At 44.6% G+C, this 15,807-nt stretch carries 18 protein-coding genes; 5 read left to right on the top strand and 13 right to left on the bottom strand.

What is annotated here, in order from left to right:
- Positions 1-64: 64 nt before the first annotated feature.
- Together GO755_RS06355 and GO755_RS06350 are read left to right on the top strand one after the other, a co-directional pair.
- Positions 65-1,126 carry an alpha/beta hydrolase family protein gene (locus tag GO755_RS06355; protein WP_157583884.1) on the top strand — a complete coding sequence of 354 codons (1,062 nt, stop codon included), beginning with the start codon at positions 65-67 and terminating at the stop codon, positions 1,124-1,126.
- A gap of 26 nt (positions 1,127-1,152) precedes the next feature.
- Positions 1,153-2,265 (top strand): hypothetical protein, encoded by a 1,113-nt coding sequence (locus GO755_RS06350; RefSeq protein ID WP_157583883.1) that lies wholly within the window; start codon positions 1,153-1,155, stop codon positions 2,263-2,265.
- Here the strand turns inward: GO755_RS06350 and GO755_RS06345 are convergent.
- Positions 2,249-2,887, bottom strand: a complete 639-nt coding sequence (locus GO755_RS06345; RefSeq protein ID WP_198174767.1) for a Pycsar system effector family protein — start codon at positions 2,885-2,887, stop codon at positions 2,249-2,251. The two genes, GO755_RS06350 and GO755_RS06345, sit on opposite strands and share 17 nt — an antisense overlap.
- Before the next feature lie 192 nt (positions 2,888-3,079).
- Between GO755_RS06345 and GO755_RS06340 the strand changes: the two genes are divergently transcribed.
- Both GO755_RS06340 and GO755_RS06335 read left to right on the top strand, forming a co-directional pair.
- Complete coding sequence (locus GO755_RS06340) at positions 3,080-3,460, top strand: response regulator (RefSeq protein ID WP_157583882.1); 381 nt, start codon at positions 3,080-3,082, stop codon at positions 3,458-3,460.
- A complete protein-coding gene (locus tag GO755_RS06335) occupies positions 3,457-4,503 on the top strand; it encodes an adenylate/guanylate cyclase domain-containing protein (RefSeq protein ID WP_157583881.1) in 1,047 nt (348 codons plus the stop codon). Before GO755_RS06340 ends, GO755_RS06335 begins: the two co-directional genes overlap by 4 nt.
- A gap of 92 nt (positions 4,504-4,595) precedes the next feature.
- Here GO755_RS06335 and GO755_RS06330 read toward each other — a convergent pair whose 3' ends face one another.
- From GO755_RS06330 to hemC, 3 genes are all read right to left on the bottom strand, one after another.
- Positions 4,596-5,822: an ABC transporter permease gene (locus GO755_RS06330; RefSeq protein ID WP_157583880.1), complete on the bottom strand. Its 1,227-nt coding sequence runs from the start codon at positions 5,820-5,822 to the stop codon at positions 4,596-4,598.
- 114 nt (positions 5,823-5,936) lie between these two features.
- Positions 5,937-6,374: a GNAT family N-acetyltransferase gene (locus GO755_RS06325; protein WP_157583879.1), complete on the bottom strand. Its 438-nt coding sequence runs from the start codon at positions 6,372-6,374 to the stop codon at positions 5,937-5,939.
- The gene (gene hemC / locus GO755_RS06320) at positions 6,371-7,297 is read right to left on the bottom strand and encodes a hydroxymethylbilane synthase (RefSeq protein WP_157583878.1); all 927 of its coding nucleotides are present in this window, start codon (positions 7,295-7,297) and stop codon (positions 6,371-6,373) included. The genes GO755_RS06325 and hemC overlap by 4 nt, the downstream gene beginning before the upstream one ends.
- A gap of 289 nt (positions 7,298-7,586) precedes the next feature.
- On the opposite strand from hemC, the gene GO755_RS06315 reads away from it, so the two are divergent.
- Positions 7,587-7,991, top strand: a complete 405-nt coding sequence (locus tag GO755_RS06315; protein WP_157583877.1) for an Hsp20/alpha crystallin family protein — start codon at positions 7,587-7,589, stop codon at positions 7,989-7,991.
- A gap of 250 nt (positions 7,992-8,241) precedes the next feature.
- Here the strand turns inward: GO755_RS06315 and GO755_RS06310 are convergent, their stop codons facing one another.
- The 9 genes from GO755_RS06310 to GO755_RS06270 all read right to left on the bottom strand — a co-directional run bounded on the left by GO755_RS06310 (position 8,242) and on the right by GO755_RS06270 (position 15,525).
- On the bottom strand, positions 8,242-8,793 hold the full coding sequence (locus tag GO755_RS06310) for an RNA polymerase sigma factor (protein ID WP_157583876.1): 552 nt from the start codon (positions 8,791-8,793) through the stop codon (positions 8,242-8,244).
- Between the two features lie 299 nt (positions 8,794-9,092).
- Complete coding sequence (locus GO755_RS06305) at positions 9,093-10,397, bottom strand: sensor histidine kinase (RefSeq protein ID WP_157583875.1); 1,305 nt, start codon at positions 10,395-10,397, stop codon at positions 9,093-9,095.
- 5 nt (positions 10,398-10,402) lie between these two features.
- Complete coding sequence (locus GO755_RS06300) at positions 10,403-10,720, bottom strand: circadian clock KaiB family protein (protein WP_157583874.1); 318 nt, start codon at positions 10,718-10,720, stop codon at positions 10,403-10,405.
- Entirely contained in the window at positions 10,721-11,014 is a 294-nt protein-coding gene (locus GO755_RS06295) for a circadian clock KaiB family protein (RefSeq protein ID WP_157583873.1), read from the bottom strand. It lies immediately after the preceding gene.
- A gap of 27 nt (positions 11,015-11,041) precedes the next feature.
- A complete protein-coding gene (gene kaiC, locus GO755_RS06290; RefSeq protein ID WP_157583872.1) occupies positions 11,042-12,751 on the bottom strand; it encodes a circadian clock protein KaiC in 1,710 nt (569 codons plus the stop codon).
- 397 nt (positions 12,752-13,148) lie between these two features.
- Positions 13,149-13,775 (bottom strand): MOSC domain-containing protein, encoded by a 627-nt coding sequence (locus tag GO755_RS06285; protein ID WP_157583871.1) that lies wholly within the window; start codon positions 13,773-13,775, stop codon positions 13,149-13,151.
- A gap of 17 nt (positions 13,776-13,792) precedes the next feature.
- A complete protein-coding gene (locus tag GO755_RS06280; RefSeq protein WP_157583870.1) occupies positions 13,793-14,323 on the bottom strand; it encodes a nuclear transport factor 2 family protein in 531 nt (176 codons plus the stop codon).
- Between the two features lie 25 nt (positions 14,324-14,348).
- A complete protein-coding gene (locus GO755_RS06275; RefSeq protein ID WP_157583869.1) occupies positions 14,349-14,888 on the bottom strand; it encodes a carboxymuconolactone decarboxylase family protein in 540 nt (179 codons plus the stop codon).
- Between the two features lie 73 nt (positions 14,889-14,961).
- A complete protein-coding gene (locus GO755_RS06270) occupies positions 14,962-15,525 on the bottom strand; it encodes a TetR/AcrR family transcriptional regulator (RefSeq protein ID WP_157583868.1) in 564 nt (187 codons plus the stop codon).
- Positions 15,526-15,807 lie beyond the last annotated feature (282 nt).

Genomic DNA, 15,807 nt, shown 5'->3' with positions numbered 1-15,807 from the left:
AGATTAGATGATGGAGCTTAGGTAGAAACAATAGTATTTTGCCAATAACTTAATCAACTAACTTATGTACAACCTGTATCTCGTTACGTTATTCTCCTTCCTCCTTCATGTTACTACCTATGGGCAAACAGTACCATCTCCGCAAACGGCTTCCCCTACACCAATTGATTTAAACGAACGTGTTCGGATGCTGGAAGAAAATCAGCGCTTTTCAGATCAGGGGTTGGCAAAAAGTGTAGATGATCTATTATGGTATCAAAAACTGGGCGATGTGGCCATCATTGATAAGGTTCGGTATGCGAGTAAGCCTCCTCATGTAATCAAAAATCCGACCGGGCAGGGAGCTAATAACCCAGTCGTGATTCCAGCTTACACCTTTGTCTCAAGAAAGTTTGCATCATCCAAAAAGCTGCCACTATTGATCTTCGTACACGATGGTATACACGGCGATTTTAGTACACTTTATGCCCATGTCGTTCGCGAATTATTGGATCAAGGCTACCTCATTCTGGCACCTGAATATCGTGGTAGTGTTGGCTACGGTGGCGCATTCTACAACCAAATTGACTATGGCGATTACGAAAACGATGATGTACTGGCTGGAAAACGCTGGGCCGTTGAAAACATGCCCCAAGTCGATGCCGACCGGGTAGGTATTATTGGCTGGAGTCACGGTGGTATGATTACCTTGATGAATATTTTCGACCATCCTGAAGACTATAAAGTGGCCTATGCGGGTGTTCCTGTTACCGATATTATTGCCCGATTGGGCTACAAGCCAGCTAGTTACCGAACTATATTCTCCGCGGCTACTCATATTGGTAAAGACCCTTCTGATAATGTAGCCGAATATCGTCGCCGGTCGCCGGTTTGGAATGCGCAAAAGCTGAAAACACCGTTGCTCATCCACACCAATACCAACGACGAAGATGTAAATGTGCTGGAGGTTGAATCATTGATTAATGCCCTGAAAGCGCACGAGAAAAAGTTCGAGTACAAGATTTATCAGGATGCACCGGGAGGACACAGCTTCAATCGACTTGATACCAAACTGGCCCGCGATTCGCGCGAAGAGATTTACAAGTTTCTGGCTAAATACCTAACCCCGCCAGCTGCTGTAAAATAAGCCTGTAGCTATTGCACTAAAAAACTATGAAACGACACTATCACTTTGGGTTGCTCTTTTGGGCAGTATGGCTCGTATCAACAGTCGCTACTGCTCAGGATAGTACGAAAACCGCTGGCTCATTAAAATCAAAAGAGATTACTGCCGACTCCAGAAAGTCGACGCTCTTATTTGATCGTGATAGTGTTTTAGAGTTTACCCTAACGGCCAATCTGCGCGTCCTTATGAAAGATAGGGGTGAAAAGCCTGTCACTCACGCTGCTTTGTTAAGTTATAACGATGGTAATGGCCCAGATACCATTCCACTTACCTTAAAAGCGCGTGGTAATTTTCGGCGTAGTAAGGTGAATTGCTCATTTCCTCCTTTGCTCGTAGATCTTCCCAAAAAGAAGGTCAAAAATACCCTGTTTGCTCACCAGAATAAACTCAAGCTGGTTACGCACTGCCAGCTTGAAGAATGTGTGGTACGGGAATACCTGGTTTATAAGCTTTACAACCTACTTACCGATTTGAGTTTTCGCGCTCAATTAGTTCGTGTTACCTATGCTGATTCGCTGGGTAAACGCGCTCCTGAAACGCATTGGGGTTGTCTTCTCGAAGATGAGAGTGATCTGGCAAAACGAAATGGTGTTAAGGCAAATACGATGAAGCAAACAAATATGGGTTATGCCGATTCGCTCAGTATGGCTACCGTTGCGGTATTTGAATACATGATCGGTAATACGGACTGGTCGGTGCCCTATTTGCACAACATCCGATTGTTTGCGAATGGTATATCAAGCTCTCTACCCGTGCCTTATGACTTTGATCATGCTGGTATTGTAGAAGCTTCTTACGCCAAGCCCGCTGAGCATCTTGGTATTGTATCGGTTCGGGAGCGAGTGTATCGGGGGCCAGTGTATCCAATGGATGTTTTCCAGCAAGTGTTCGACAAGTTCAATCAGGTGAAACCCCAACTCTATGCGCTGTATCAGAACGATATCCGATTAGATAAGTCATACGTGAAACGTACAGTAAAGTACCTGGATGAATTCTATGCGCTTATCAATAAACCAACGCTAGCGCATTCTATGTTTAAGCAGAATGCTAAATCGGGTATCGCAATTAAGAGTTCAAGGGGAGTTAGCTATAATAAGTAACGAGCAAGGCTATCACAACCGAGATGACTACGACAGAGAAGCCGAGCATGAAAAACTGATAGGCGTATTTGAGCAATCGATATTTTCGGGATAACACCTGACCTTGTGCGTATATATTATCAATCATGCTGTTATACAGATCTTCGTCGTTGCCAAGCAGTTTGCGCAATTTATGGCGATACTCATCGACAGAAAGCTGGGAGTAGTAGCCAAAAAAAAGGAGATCAACTGGGCGATTCTCAGGTAGACTACCCCACTTTTTTATTGGCGAAATGGTTGGATTAGTGGCAATCAGCGAAATGATAATTGTAACGAGGCAGACTGTTAATAAGAGCAAACTGGGAATAAGCAAGTTATCCGGGGCATCGAATTTGCGGGCGTAGGCCGAGATAGTAATGGAAACAATGATGGCGTTGATCGAAATCATCAGGTTGGCCTTTCTATCGGCCATCTCGCTGAGTTTCATATGGTTCGACATTGTTGTGCGAAACAACGTTTCCACCCCTTTACTGGCTTTTTTATCCTTTTTCGATTTCTTGGATTGAGGAACTTCCGGTTCAGATGCGGCTGGAGGAGCGGTTATTCCCAGGCCGGTTTGGGTCTCTTGCGGTGTCGGAGACATGAATGGAGTGTTGTTTAGCAGTAAGTTTACAAATCTATTATGACATTTTCTATAAGCACAGCGTAAGAAGCCATAGGAGACACAACCCGTGACAATAGATTATAAAGTTTGTTATTATGCTAAATGAGGCTACCCAAGTACATTGATGCCTAAAGCAAATTTTCTATCTTTGACTCACACCCTTCCCATGTTATGATGAAAGTTTTAGTCGTTGATGATGAAATAGATGTAAAAGACTTATTTCTCCAGCGGTTCCGGCGAGAAATTCGCAATGCAGAATTGAAATTAGACTTTGCTAATTCCGGCGAAGAGGCTCTTTCCTATCTAGCCGATCACTCATCAGAGGTTATTCTGATTTTATCCGATATCAATATGCCGGGTATGAGTGGCTTTGAACTATTGCGCCATATCCGTGAAGATTTTAATACACCTCCGCCACCCGTTGTTATGATGATTACGGCTTATGGTGATCCTGAATCGCAGGCACAGGCCGTTAAATTGGGAGCCAACGATTTTTTAACAAAACCGCTCGACTTTACGGTTCTCAAACAAAAACTTCACGATTTATCATGAATGCCAAAATATTGGTGGTTGATGACGAAACGGATCTTGAGTTGCTGATTAAGCAAAAGTTTCGAAGACAGATTCGAGAAAAAAAATACGAATTCTTATTTGCCCATGATGGTGTAGAAGCGCTCGAAGTACTGGCGCAGCAACCGGATACGGATATGGTGTTGACCGATATCAACATGCCAGGCATGGATGGCCTGACACTGTTGATTAAACTGCATGAAAGCAATCCAATGCTCAAAGCAGTAATTGTGTCGGCCTATGGCGATATGGATAATATCCGTACGGCTATGAACCGGGGAGCGTTTGATTTCGTAACCAAGCCTGTCAATTTCGAAGATCTGGAGCTAACAATGGCCAAAACGATGGAGTACATTATGCAACTCCGTCAAACGTTGCAGGCTATTAAAGAAAACAATATTCTTCGAATGTACGTAGATGAATCGGTGCTGACGTTCATGAACAAGCCCGAATTTGAAACGTCTCTCTCGGCCAGCGAAACCGTAGTGGCAACCGTATTATTTATTGATATCTGCGGATTTACATCGATTTCTGAGCGCGAATCGCCCGATACGGTTGTTCGATTAGTGAATCGATATTTCGATGTAATGGTCAAGGAAATTATCGGGCAGGGCGGCTATGTCGATAAGTTTATGGGCGATGCCGTAATGGCTGTTTTCCGGGGCGAATACCACTTTGACCGAGCCATTGAAGCCGCATTGGCCGTTCGGACGCAAATAGCTACCCTTGAAGATAACTTGGTAAATAATCCGAACTATCACCCACAAGTCTCAATCGGGATTAATACGGGCGAAATGGTGTCGGGTAATATCGGCTCTACAACTCTCCGCCGACTGGACTACACCGTAATTGGTGATGCCGTAAATACTGCTCAACGACTACAATCGGTGGCACAACCCGGTCAAATCGTTATTGCGGAATCGGCCCAGCAGCAAATTGCCGAATCCTTTACCTGCGAGCGCATCGGCGAAGTAAAGCTGAAAAATAAAGCGGAACCTGTCGTCATTTACAACGTAGTAGGCTAGGAGTAAGGAGTGAAGAATGTAGAGTGAAAAGTGAAGAATAGGCTTAACAATAACCTGTTATTCTTCACTTTTCACTCTACATTCTTCACTCCTTACTCTTCTGCCAGGGTTCGGGAAATGTTCATGCGGTACACGCCTATGGCGGGGAGAGCAGCGGCCACCAAACCAATGAAGACAGCAACGCCCAGCAAGATCCATTCTTCAGGTAGAATGCCAAAGGCTGCCAGATTGTAGTGGTAATCTTCTGAAACGCTGCTCGAAAATAACCATAATCCGACTCGACTCAGCAAAACTCCTAAGCCAAAGCCAATCAGCGCGAGGACTAATCCTTCAAGCAGGAGCATGCCAAACAATTGTGCGCGCGTGGCACCCATCGACAGCATAAGCGCCATTTCGTAACGTCGTTCTTTCAGGGAGTTATAAAGCGATACGAATACGCTAACGCCCGAAATAAGCATAATCACAATGGCCAATCCCCGTAAGGTTTCTACGCCTACACCCAGCAACGAAAACAGTCGGTTGACTTCAATATTAGGTAAAGCTGCCTGAAGCTTGGAGTTGCTGTTGATGCCTCGTGCCAGCATCATGCCGAGTGGATTTCGAAACTTGATAAGCATGCTCGTAATCTCACGTGGAGCTTCTTCGTGAACTTCCTCCTCGTGATCTTCGTGAGCCTCACCTGCTTCATGGTGTTCCTCGTCATGGTGTTCATGAATGGCCCATATGCTTGAAAGGGGTGTCAGAATGAGCTGATCGGTAACGGTGTTTGTTGCATTCAGAATACCGACAACCTTGTATTTTGAGTCGGCATGTACGTCGCCATCTTTGTCTAATCCATGCGAGCCAGAAAAGGTATCGCCAATTTTCAAACCAGTAACAGCGGCCACACGAGGACCAATAACCACCTCTAAATTCTGCTGAAACAGCTTCCCCTGACCAACAGTAGCTTCGAAATGGTCGAGGTATTTTTTGTTTGTCCCAATAATCCGAAACGAGCGGTAATTATCTCCCATAGATAGCGGGATGGCTGTTTTGATCATCGGGTTACGAGTAAGTCGTTCGGCTTCATCAAGCGAAATATTTCCCGTTGGCGAATCAATTTGATAAATACTCGACAGAATCAATTGTAGAGGGCTGCCTTTTGCACCCAGCACCATGTCGATTCCTTTGATATTTTTCCGGAACTGATCGTCTAGTTGCTTGTTCAGCAACAGCAACAGCGAAATAATCGTGATGCCAAAAGTCATTAGCAACCCACTTAAAAAACTGCTAAGAGGCTTATCTTTTAGATTACTCCAACTAATTCGGAAAAGATTCATAGTCTAATGAATTTTAAACGCAAAGGGGGAAGAGGAAAGCGCAAAGAACGCAAAGATTGTTTTTTTTGCGCCCTTTGCGCAACTCCTTGCGTCTCTTGCGTTTAAATTAATATACTATAAATCCAGCTTGAAATGATGGCTGGCGATATTAAATCGTTTATTCAGGTACAGTCGATGGGCATCGTAACGGGCTGGATTCTGACCTGAGTCCAACGAAACACACTGGCAATCTGCCTGCCGAGCCTGATCGATAACAAAATCGAGTAAGGCGCTAGCATAGCCTTTTCCACGTCCTTCGGGTAAGGTCGATAGGTCGTCTATATAAAGGGTTTTGCCGCTGTACAGAAAATTAAGGTATCGATAGCCAGTCACAGCCGGAACTGTATCGTCTGGATTCTCGGGCTCAACAAACGCGAGTATGAAACCGTCACTCGCCTGTTGAGCGCTGATGCGGTCGAAGGCTTCTTCGGGCGTTAGATGCGAACGCAGGGCTAGCATAGCGGGTACACAGCGCCGAATGTCGACATCAGACTGGGCAATTTTTATGGTCATAGTTGTTGGCGGATTTGCTGTAATAATTCGTCACCCCCGCGTTCCAGGATGCTTTCGGCCAGCGAATGACCGATCAGCTGGGCTTCATTGGATGTGCCCGTAAAGGTTTCGCGAAGTAGCTGCTCTCCATCTAAACTCACCAGACCGCCTGTCAGGCTAATAGTTTGTTCATTTATCCATTGAGCCAGCGCAAACGATGGAATGCTGCATCCACCTTCAAGCCTGGCCAGAAACGCTCGCTCGGCACGCAAACAGGCTGCGGTTGGCTCATGATTAATGATTCGGGTAAGGGTATCCGCAACTTCACTGTTTAGAGAAGTTGCGGCTTCGATTGCCACGCTTCCCTGGCCAACGGCGGGTGTAAATTCAGTAACCGGTAAGTGTTCGACTATGAGATCATCGTATTCCATTCGATGAACGCCCGCGTAAGCAAGCAAAAGAGCATCGCACTGACCTTCATCGAGTTTACGGATACGCGTTTGCAGATTGCCACGCATATCGACCGTAGTCAGGTGCGGACAATAGTGTTTGAGCATCGCCACCCGGCGTGTCGATGACGTGCCAATCCGAAATGCCTGACCACCCTTGAGCGATACCGCCTTGTTTCGACTAACGAGTACGTCATTGGCTAGCTCTCGCTCTGTAAAAGCAATGATACTCAAATCGGGAGGTAAGCTTGAAGGGAGGTCCTTGGCACTATGAACAGCAATGTCGATGGTGCCATCGCGCAACTGGTCTTCCAACTCCTGCGTAAATACGCCCTTGCTTCCAATTTTCGCCAGAGAACGATCGAGCACCAAATCCCCTTTGGTCTCAATAAGCACTAACTCAGAGGTTAAGCCCGCTTGGTGAAGTAACGTTTGTATATAGGCTGCCTGCCAGATTGCTAATCGGCTGCTTCGCGTTCCAACTTTAATATGCATGATCTGGCAAAGATACGGCAGGAACATTAGGTTTTATTCACTTGGTGCTACTGTGGCAAAGTGTAGAAAGAGAGCCCCACAGAGCCCATAAATCGCAACACTATTGAAAATACGTAACTAGGTAGTAAAAATGGCAGAATGTGTTACTCCAGTGTCAAAACGGCATATTCTGGGGAGAAATAATAATTTATGGCTGACATCCTGGCTTATAAAATAAAGATTAATCCATTAGGCACGAGGTTTGTCTAAGAAATAAAAGAATTGACTAGAGCAATAAACAACATCCACTATGAAAACGATAGAAAACGTGTTTAAGGGAACAGGCGGGCAGATTGACTTGCTGAATACCCTATATGGTGGGTCGAGTCAGACCACCATGAACGTTGAGCGAGAAGATGAACGCTTAATTATAACCCTATCTGCCCCTGGCGTAAAAGCCAATTCATTTAATGTGCTGGTTGAGGGTAGTAAACTCGTTCTCTATACGTTGTTAGTCAGTACATCTGAGCGCCAGGAAGAAGGTGTAAGTCAGCGATTGGCCGTACCTATGTTCCTGCGGGTTTTGGATATTCCGTCCTTCATTGATGCCGATCATATAGAAGCTATTCATGAACAAGGCAGGGTAATGGTCATGCTGCCTTTCAAAGACGAAGAGCATTTGCATCGTCGGATCGATATTAAAAACTTATTTTAAGCCTATCTCTTTGCATTCCTTCCAGGTCCTGCGGGTCCTGTTGCCTATAGATGAGTTCAAAGCCGCTTTTACGGAAGCGGCTTTTTGATTTTGTACCTATCAATACGTATGAGCAATAAAGCCTGACTATATTACTAGTCAGGCTTTATTGCTCATACGTATTGATAATTGGTATTCTGCAAGAATTTAGCAGTGTCAAAAAATCACTCCTTAGTTGTTGAAAATAAAAATCAGATACAACAAGAGCTGATTAGCCTTGATACTGTTGCGCGCATAACCGTTGCACTTTTTCCCGGCTTCGCTTTAATCGCATTTTAACTGCGCTAAGCTTAAGATTATACAATTGAGCAATTTCTTCGATGCTCATATTGTCTTCGTATTTCAGGCGGAGTAACTTACGCTCTTCGCTCGAAAGAGTATCCATGGCCTGTCTGACAACCTGGAGTGTTTCTTCGTGCAACTGAGCTTCCATCGGTTCAGACTTATACCACTCCAGGCTGCCTTCCAGTGCAGTTGTTGGTAGCCGTTTGGCTAGTTTGATCTGGTCGGCGCAGTAGTTGTAGGCTATCGAATAAAGCCAAGTCGAAAAGCTGGAGCGCTGTTGGAAGGCATCTAGTTTATTAAATACCTTCAGAAAAATGTCGTGGGTAAAATCTTCGGCCTGTAAAGAATCATTCGTCATTGACAGGCACCGCCGGTAGACTTTCTTTACGTACCGGTTATAGAGGGCTTCGAAGCAATGATCCGGCTGGGTAGGTAAGTACCGTCGAATCATCTCTTCATCGGTTAAAGAGACCTGCATGATAAATCGTTAATTATGGGTTAGACTAAGTTTACAAAATAAATGTATCTATATGACTAATAGACATTAGTAATTCGATTTGGTTAACAGATTTGGTATGAATTTATTTAACGGTGTATATGTACACCGTTAGCGGCCAGATAGAGCTTTAAAAAGTCGCTTATAATGTATTTTAGCGGGGAATGTCCTAAATTTCAATACCCCAATAACTCTATTGACGTGTCTTACTCGCCAATTTAGTTTGTGAGTTGTTATAAAAGGGCTAAAAACGCAGCTTTTCGCGTTTACTATATGTTACCTTATATAGGGAAGTATACCTGAAATGTAGTGCCTGACCCTGGCTCACTACTGGCCGTAATAGTCCCACCATGATTAGCTGCGACCTTTTCGCAAATGGCTAAACCAATACCTGTACCGGCAAATTCGGTTTTGTTGTGTAGCCGCTGGAAGACCTGAAAGATGCGATCAACATATTTTTGGTCAAAGCCGATACCATTATCGGCTACATCAACTCGATAGTAAGTCGCTGCCTGGCGAGTTGGTTTTATAGAAGCAGGAATGTCTGAAGCGACTACGATTTGGGAGCTGACACGAATTTGAGGAGTAACATTCGCACGGCGAAATTTGAGGGCATTATTCAGTAAGTTCTGGAACAGTTGCTCCAGTTGTAATCGATCGCCCTGTATTGTGGGTAGGTTCTCAACCGTAACAACGGCACCTGTTTCCTGGATGAGCAGTTCCAGATCCGTCAGAACCATGTTTATCACACCAGTCAGTGAAATGGGCGCTGTGGTGTTCTGTTGCGTTGAAATGCGCGAGAAACTTAGCAGATCTTTAATCAGCGTCGACATTCGACCAGCGGCTACCTGCATCCGTTCCAGGTGATTCACACCGTCGCCTAACTGGTTGGCATATTGAGTTTTTAACAAATCGCCGAAGGACTGGATCTTGCGCAAAGGCTCCTGTAGGTCATGGCTGGCGATGTAGGCAAATTGCTGTAGGTTATTGTTTGATCGGTTCAACGCCTGATTGCTGATTTCCAGCGCTGTATTTGTTTGCTCAAGTTGCTCGTTGTTGTCTTTTAGCAATTGCTGGGTTTCTTTCTGAGCCGTCAGATCCGTTAAGATCATACTCAAACAAACGCCACCATCAAGGTCCAGGGCAGTTGCCGAGAGTTGACAAGGTACTATTTTTTGGTTATTGCCAATAAGAGTAAATTCAATCTTCCGATTACCTGTCCAGACTTCTTTAAACAAAGAATCAAACTCCTCTTTGTAGTTGGGCCCCGTAAATTGATCAAAGGGTAAGCCAATGACTTTCGATAGGGGAAAATCAACCATTGAGGCAAATGTAGAATTGCTATATAAAATAAGACCGTCCTTATTTAGAGTGACAGCCCCTTCATTCATGGTTTCGATAAAAATCCGGTAGGTTTGATCGGCTGTTTTCAGGGTATAGAGCTCATGACCATCTTCTCCCTCAACCACTAAAGCATCGATCTGACCAGTACGAATGGCCTGGATCGTTTCGGTTGCTTCTTCGAGTTGCCAGCGCAGGCTTTCATTTTCGGCGACCAGTTGCTCATATGTTTTAGGTCCATTCATGCTCATTACCTGGAAAGCCCTAATCCGGTGAGTACTTTTTCTGTATTCGAGAGATCGCCAACTAACCTTCGTTCGGGTAAGGGCATACGTTTAATTAATAAAGGCAGTGCAATAAGTTGCTCCTGCTCTGCCAGTGCTTTTTGCTGATACACATCAATTACTTCCAGTGAATACTTTCCTGGTATATACGATTCACAAATTTGTTTGAGATTTGCAATCGCCCGTGTTGAGTGCAGGGAAGCTCCCGTTACAAATAAATGTAGTACGTAGAAACCGTCTTCGGCATCTGGATCGGTATCTTCTGGTTGTGATGGGTCAGTCATCTACTTACTTGCCGGACGAATGTTTAAGCCTACCAGAACTTTTTCTTCATTCGATAGATCACCAATGATTTTTCGAATAGGCTCAGGTACTTTTTTTACTAAAGTGGGCACTGCAAAAATCTGGTCGCCTTCGGCCAGTTGTGGTTTTACCAACAAATCAATTACCTCAATGATGTACTTACCTTTCAAATGCTCTTCGCAATACCTTTTCAGGTTGCTCAGGGCGGTCTGAGATTTAGGTGTATTTCCGGCAATATAGAGTCGCAACTCCCAGGTTTCTTCTTTTGTTTTCATCTATCGTTAGTTGAGTCACCTAATGAATTACTCGTTATGTCGGTTACGAGTAATTTGTTCGCGATTTTTGTCAAGTACCTCTTTGCGTAACTCGTCCTCAATGTACGTCTTGTTTAACTCGTCCTGTACCGATTCGAACTCTTCTTTCAGGCCAGCTATTTTTGATTCGAGGACCAATCGCTTGCGTTCAATTTCCCGATTTTTTCGGCTAACGGCGTGTTCGCGCAGGACCACCCCCGTCTCTTCCTGTAATTGCTGCGTTTCTCGGGCCGATCCGGTTAGAACACCTTCGGGACCCAAATAAACGTCAATCATATTCAGCCCCTTGTCGGTAATTACAAATTCCCGTACCTGGTTGGAGTGCTTCATACCCCGGGATTTCATGACATACATTCCCCGATTTCGTTCACCGTTCGATTCGATGTCCCGTACCAGCAGCCAGGCATCTACTAACGATGAAACACCTTCGTCTGTTTGTTCATTGACTACATTATTCAGCGAAAGCGCCGTGAACAGAACGGTTATTTGTTCTGCTTGTAGAAAGTCAATCAACCGCATCAGCATCGACTTGACATCGCTGACAGAACCAACCGTTATCAGATTCGTAATTGGGTCCAGAACAACGGCTGCTGGTTTGAATTCTTTAATCTGGTTATGAATGCTTACCAGATGCATTTCCAGGCCGTTCAGGGTTGGCCGGGATGCCTGAAACTTTAGCAAGCCGCTATCGATATGTTTCTGAAGATCAAGGCCAATAGAACGCATATTCCGAATGATCTGTTGGGGCGATTCTTCAAAAGCGAAGTAGATACAGCGTTCATTCCGCTGGCAGGAGGCATCGGCAAATGAGGCAGCGATACTGGTTTTTCCGGTACCGGCAGTGCCTGAAACCAGAATACTACTACCCCGGAAAAAGCCCTGACCATCCAACATTTTGTCCAGCGTAGGGATGCCCGACGAGATGCGTTCGGACGAGACAGGATGATCAAGCGTCAGAGATGTAACGGGCAGAACCGAAATGCCTTTCTCGTTAATTAAGAATGGGTATTCATTGGTGCCGTGTACAGAGCCTCGATATTTGACAATGCGAAGAAGGCGAGTCGAGATTTGATTGTTGATCCGGTGGTCGAGTAGAATAACGCAATCGGATACATATTCTTCGAGACCGTGGCGAGTCAACATGCCCTCGCCTTTTTCCCCCGTAATGATGGTGGTTACTTTCTTTTCTTTTAACCACTCGAACAGCCGTTTCAACTCAGCCCGTAGAATTCCCTGATTAGTGAGGCCAGCAAACAGATTTTCGATTGTGTCTAGAACAACTCGTTTTGCTCCTATGCTGTCGATCGCATAGCCTAAGCGAATAAAAAGTCCATCCAGATCATATTCGCCGGTTTCTTCAATTTCGCTTCGTTCAATGTGAACGTGATCGAGCTTGATGAGTTTCTCTTTTTGGAGCTGGTCAAGATCAAACCCTAATGATGTGACATTCTGGGTTAGCTCTTCCGTTTTTTCTTCAAAAGCCATGAATACGCCTGGCTCATTGTAATCCATTGCTCCACGAACAATAAATTCGATTGAGAACAAGGTTTTGCCACTTCCGGCACCACCACAAATAAGTGTTGGTCGCCCGGCGGGCAATCCTCCAGTCGTTATTTCATCCAGCCCTATAATACCGGTTAGGGATTTAGGCAGGGATTTTAAAGGTGTATTGTGTTTGTTGGATGTTGTTGAACTCATTTAAGTATGAAAGTGTCTGCTTCTAAAATCATCGGCTCTGCCTACTAAATGGCATTTGTAAAACTCGTTATCTCAGTCGCTTAATCAAACTCGATATGCGATTTTTATGATATATACTCGAAAAATAAAAAATAGTTTAACCATGAAGGTGTAAGTAACGTATAGTGATGTAGATCTCACTATTTAATAGTCAACTACTGACTATAACCTATTGTAATTGATTTAACGTTTAACTAAACCAAGCTAAAGAACACTGCATAAAAAAGCAAAAGCCAATTAGTCTTGCCATCACAAGCTAATTGACTTTTGCTTTTTTATGTGGAATTAAGCCCTACCTATATAACAGACATGCGAGTTGTTTGTCCTGATTGGAGAGCCTTTCAATTGCGTTCCAAAGCTACTGACCAAACATCATCTTTAATGACTGGGGCAAATATGGGAGGGCAATCAGGCTAGCGAGTACGTCTTCTTCTACCTTACGGGTTAGTACAATCTGAGACACGGTTTGTATTGTAATGGTTGTGTTGGCTTCTTCGATCAGGGTAATATCGTCGCCTGCTTGCACGACTCCCGGCTCAACCACCCGAAAATAAATACCAGAACGACCCTCGCGAGCAAAGTGTCGAGTCATGCCAGGGTCATCGAATCGAACGTTTAGTTTATAACATGGAAAGCGTGGTTGAACAGCACGTAGTAAAGCCGATCCAATACGAAACAGATCGCCCATGCGTACTTCAGATTCAAGCAGACCTGAGGTCGTTAGATTTTCGCCGAACAAGCCTGGCGTCCAGTCCTCGCGGTTAATTTGGTGCCTCCAATGGGCATAGTGGGTATCGTCATAGGCGTAAACAGCTTTGTCGGGGCCGCCATGTACAATCAAATCTGCCTGCCGATCTCCAACAAAATTGAGCAATTCGAGTGACACCGGCCCCGAAGCGGGTTGCTTGTAGAAGCCCGTCGTAATTGTTCGTCCACCCCATTGGACAGAACGAGGCAGGCCCACATTGACCGATAAGATATGCATGAGCTAGCTTGGGTTGGTTATAGACTGCTTAGCTGACGTTCATCGGCCTGGATTGGTAAATCGTTAATGCTGGCAAATCGTTTTCGCATGAGACCATTTTCATCGAACTCCCATAGTTCATTGCCATAGCTGCGATACCATTGCCCGGCAGCATCGTGCCATTCATATTCAAACCGAACCGCCATCCGATTCTCGCGAAAGCCCCATAGTTCTTTCTTGAGTTTGTAATCAAGCTCTTTTTCCCATTTGCGGCTCAAAAACGCTTTTACAGCTTCACGTCCATTAATAAACTCTGTGCGATTACGCCACTCAGTATCTATCGTATAGGCTAAACTGACTCTTTCGGGGTCTTTACTATTCCAGGCATCTTCGGCCATCTGCACTTTTTGCTGCGCCGTTTCCAGTGTGAACGGTGGTAAAGGTGGACGTAACGCTGGGTTATAGGGAGGTTGCGCTAATACTTCGTCCCACAGGTCGTCGCCACAGGCTTCGTTAACAAAAGGGCGGCCGTCATCTTCAGATGGCGTATCGGAGTTAGTTGTGTTCATGATAAATTGGTTGAGAGCGTTATGATTAAACAGTTTCGAGTTCAGTTGCTAAAGGAAAGTCAATGGGGATATTGGTCAGGTTATGCAAGTAATTCATCGCAATCTTATCGCTTACCTGTAAAATCACATCAACCAAATTGCCATCGGTATAGCCCGCTGCATAGAAAGCATCCAATGTGTCAGAGGCTACCCGGCCTTTATTTTCAGTAATGTCTTTAGCCAATTTAACCAGCGCATCTAGTTTCGGAGCCGCACTATAACCACTCCGAAGATCCAGGATTTCTTCCTCAGAAAAGCCGTTTATTTTTCCCAACACAGTATGGGCACTCTGACAATACCGACATCCATTTACCTCGCTCACCGCTAAATTGACCACTTCTTTTTCTTTGTTACTTAGAGATGTTTTGGCTCCCTGAAAGGCCAGATATCTTGCCAGGCCGTTGTCTGAGTGAGCGATTGTTGCATACAGATTAGGTACAAAACCAAGGCCCTTTTGTAAAGCATCAAACAGGGCCTGATTACTTTCTGAGACTTCGTCCCGTGTAGGTACTGTGAATTGTTTCATGAACTTGATTGGTTTGAAAGGTGAATTTTACTGAAAATTTGAACAGAACAGTCTGTCTATGATATAGAAAAAATTAAAGCAATTTCTCAAGTAAGGTGTGGGCTGCCTGAACGGGCCATGCGTTCTGCTGCATTTGTCCAGCAATCAAAGCTCCTTCAAAAAGTACGGTCACAGCATCTGCTTGTTCTGCCTGATCGGTACCGCTCAGCAGATCGGTAAAAAACTGACGCATACGAGCCTTATGATTGCGAATTATAGCTCGCACAGCTTCGCTTTCCTGCGGTACTTCAGAAATAATATTCTGGAAATGACAGCCTCGAAAGGCCACTGTTTCTGAAAAATCAAGTAACAAATCAAATGCAGCCAAAACTTTGGTTTTAGGCATAACGTAAGGTGCCAGATAGTCGTTGAGACCGATAAACCATTCATTGCTCGTCTTGGTCAGGTAGGCAATGAGCAAATCTTCTTTAGATGGAAAGTGCTGATAGAGACTGGCTTTCGCCACAGCTGCTTCATTAATCAACTGGTTAATGCCTGTTAGATTATACCCTTGTTTATAGAATAGCCGCGATGCCGTATCAATAATTCGATCACGGGTTTCAGATGGGCGGGCTTTTTCTGACGAATTAGTTTTCATTATAATAAGCACAGTTAATATCAATACAGACTAGTCTGTCTATTAGTTCCAAAGACTGATACTTTTTTTAATAAGCATAGGAATTTCGCAAAAGCGAGCAAAAAGCCGTGCCACGGTTTATCCATTACCCTAAAAATAACCGTGGCACGGCTTTTTGCTCGCTTTTGCGAAATTCCTACTTGATCACCCGTTTAACCGGAAGGCCGAAGCATTGTATTTGCTTCATTAATCAGTTGGCTTTTCCTAAGGACACCAATTTTGTATCAACGGAGAAGTAGGAAA

Source organism: Spirosoma arboris (genome assembly GCF_009754945.1).
Taxonomy (GTDB): Bacteria; Bacteroidota; Bacteroidia; order Cytophagales; family Spirosomataceae; genus Spirosoma; species Spirosoma arboris.
This window is presented reverse-complemented; position numbering and strand designations above follow the sequence as displayed.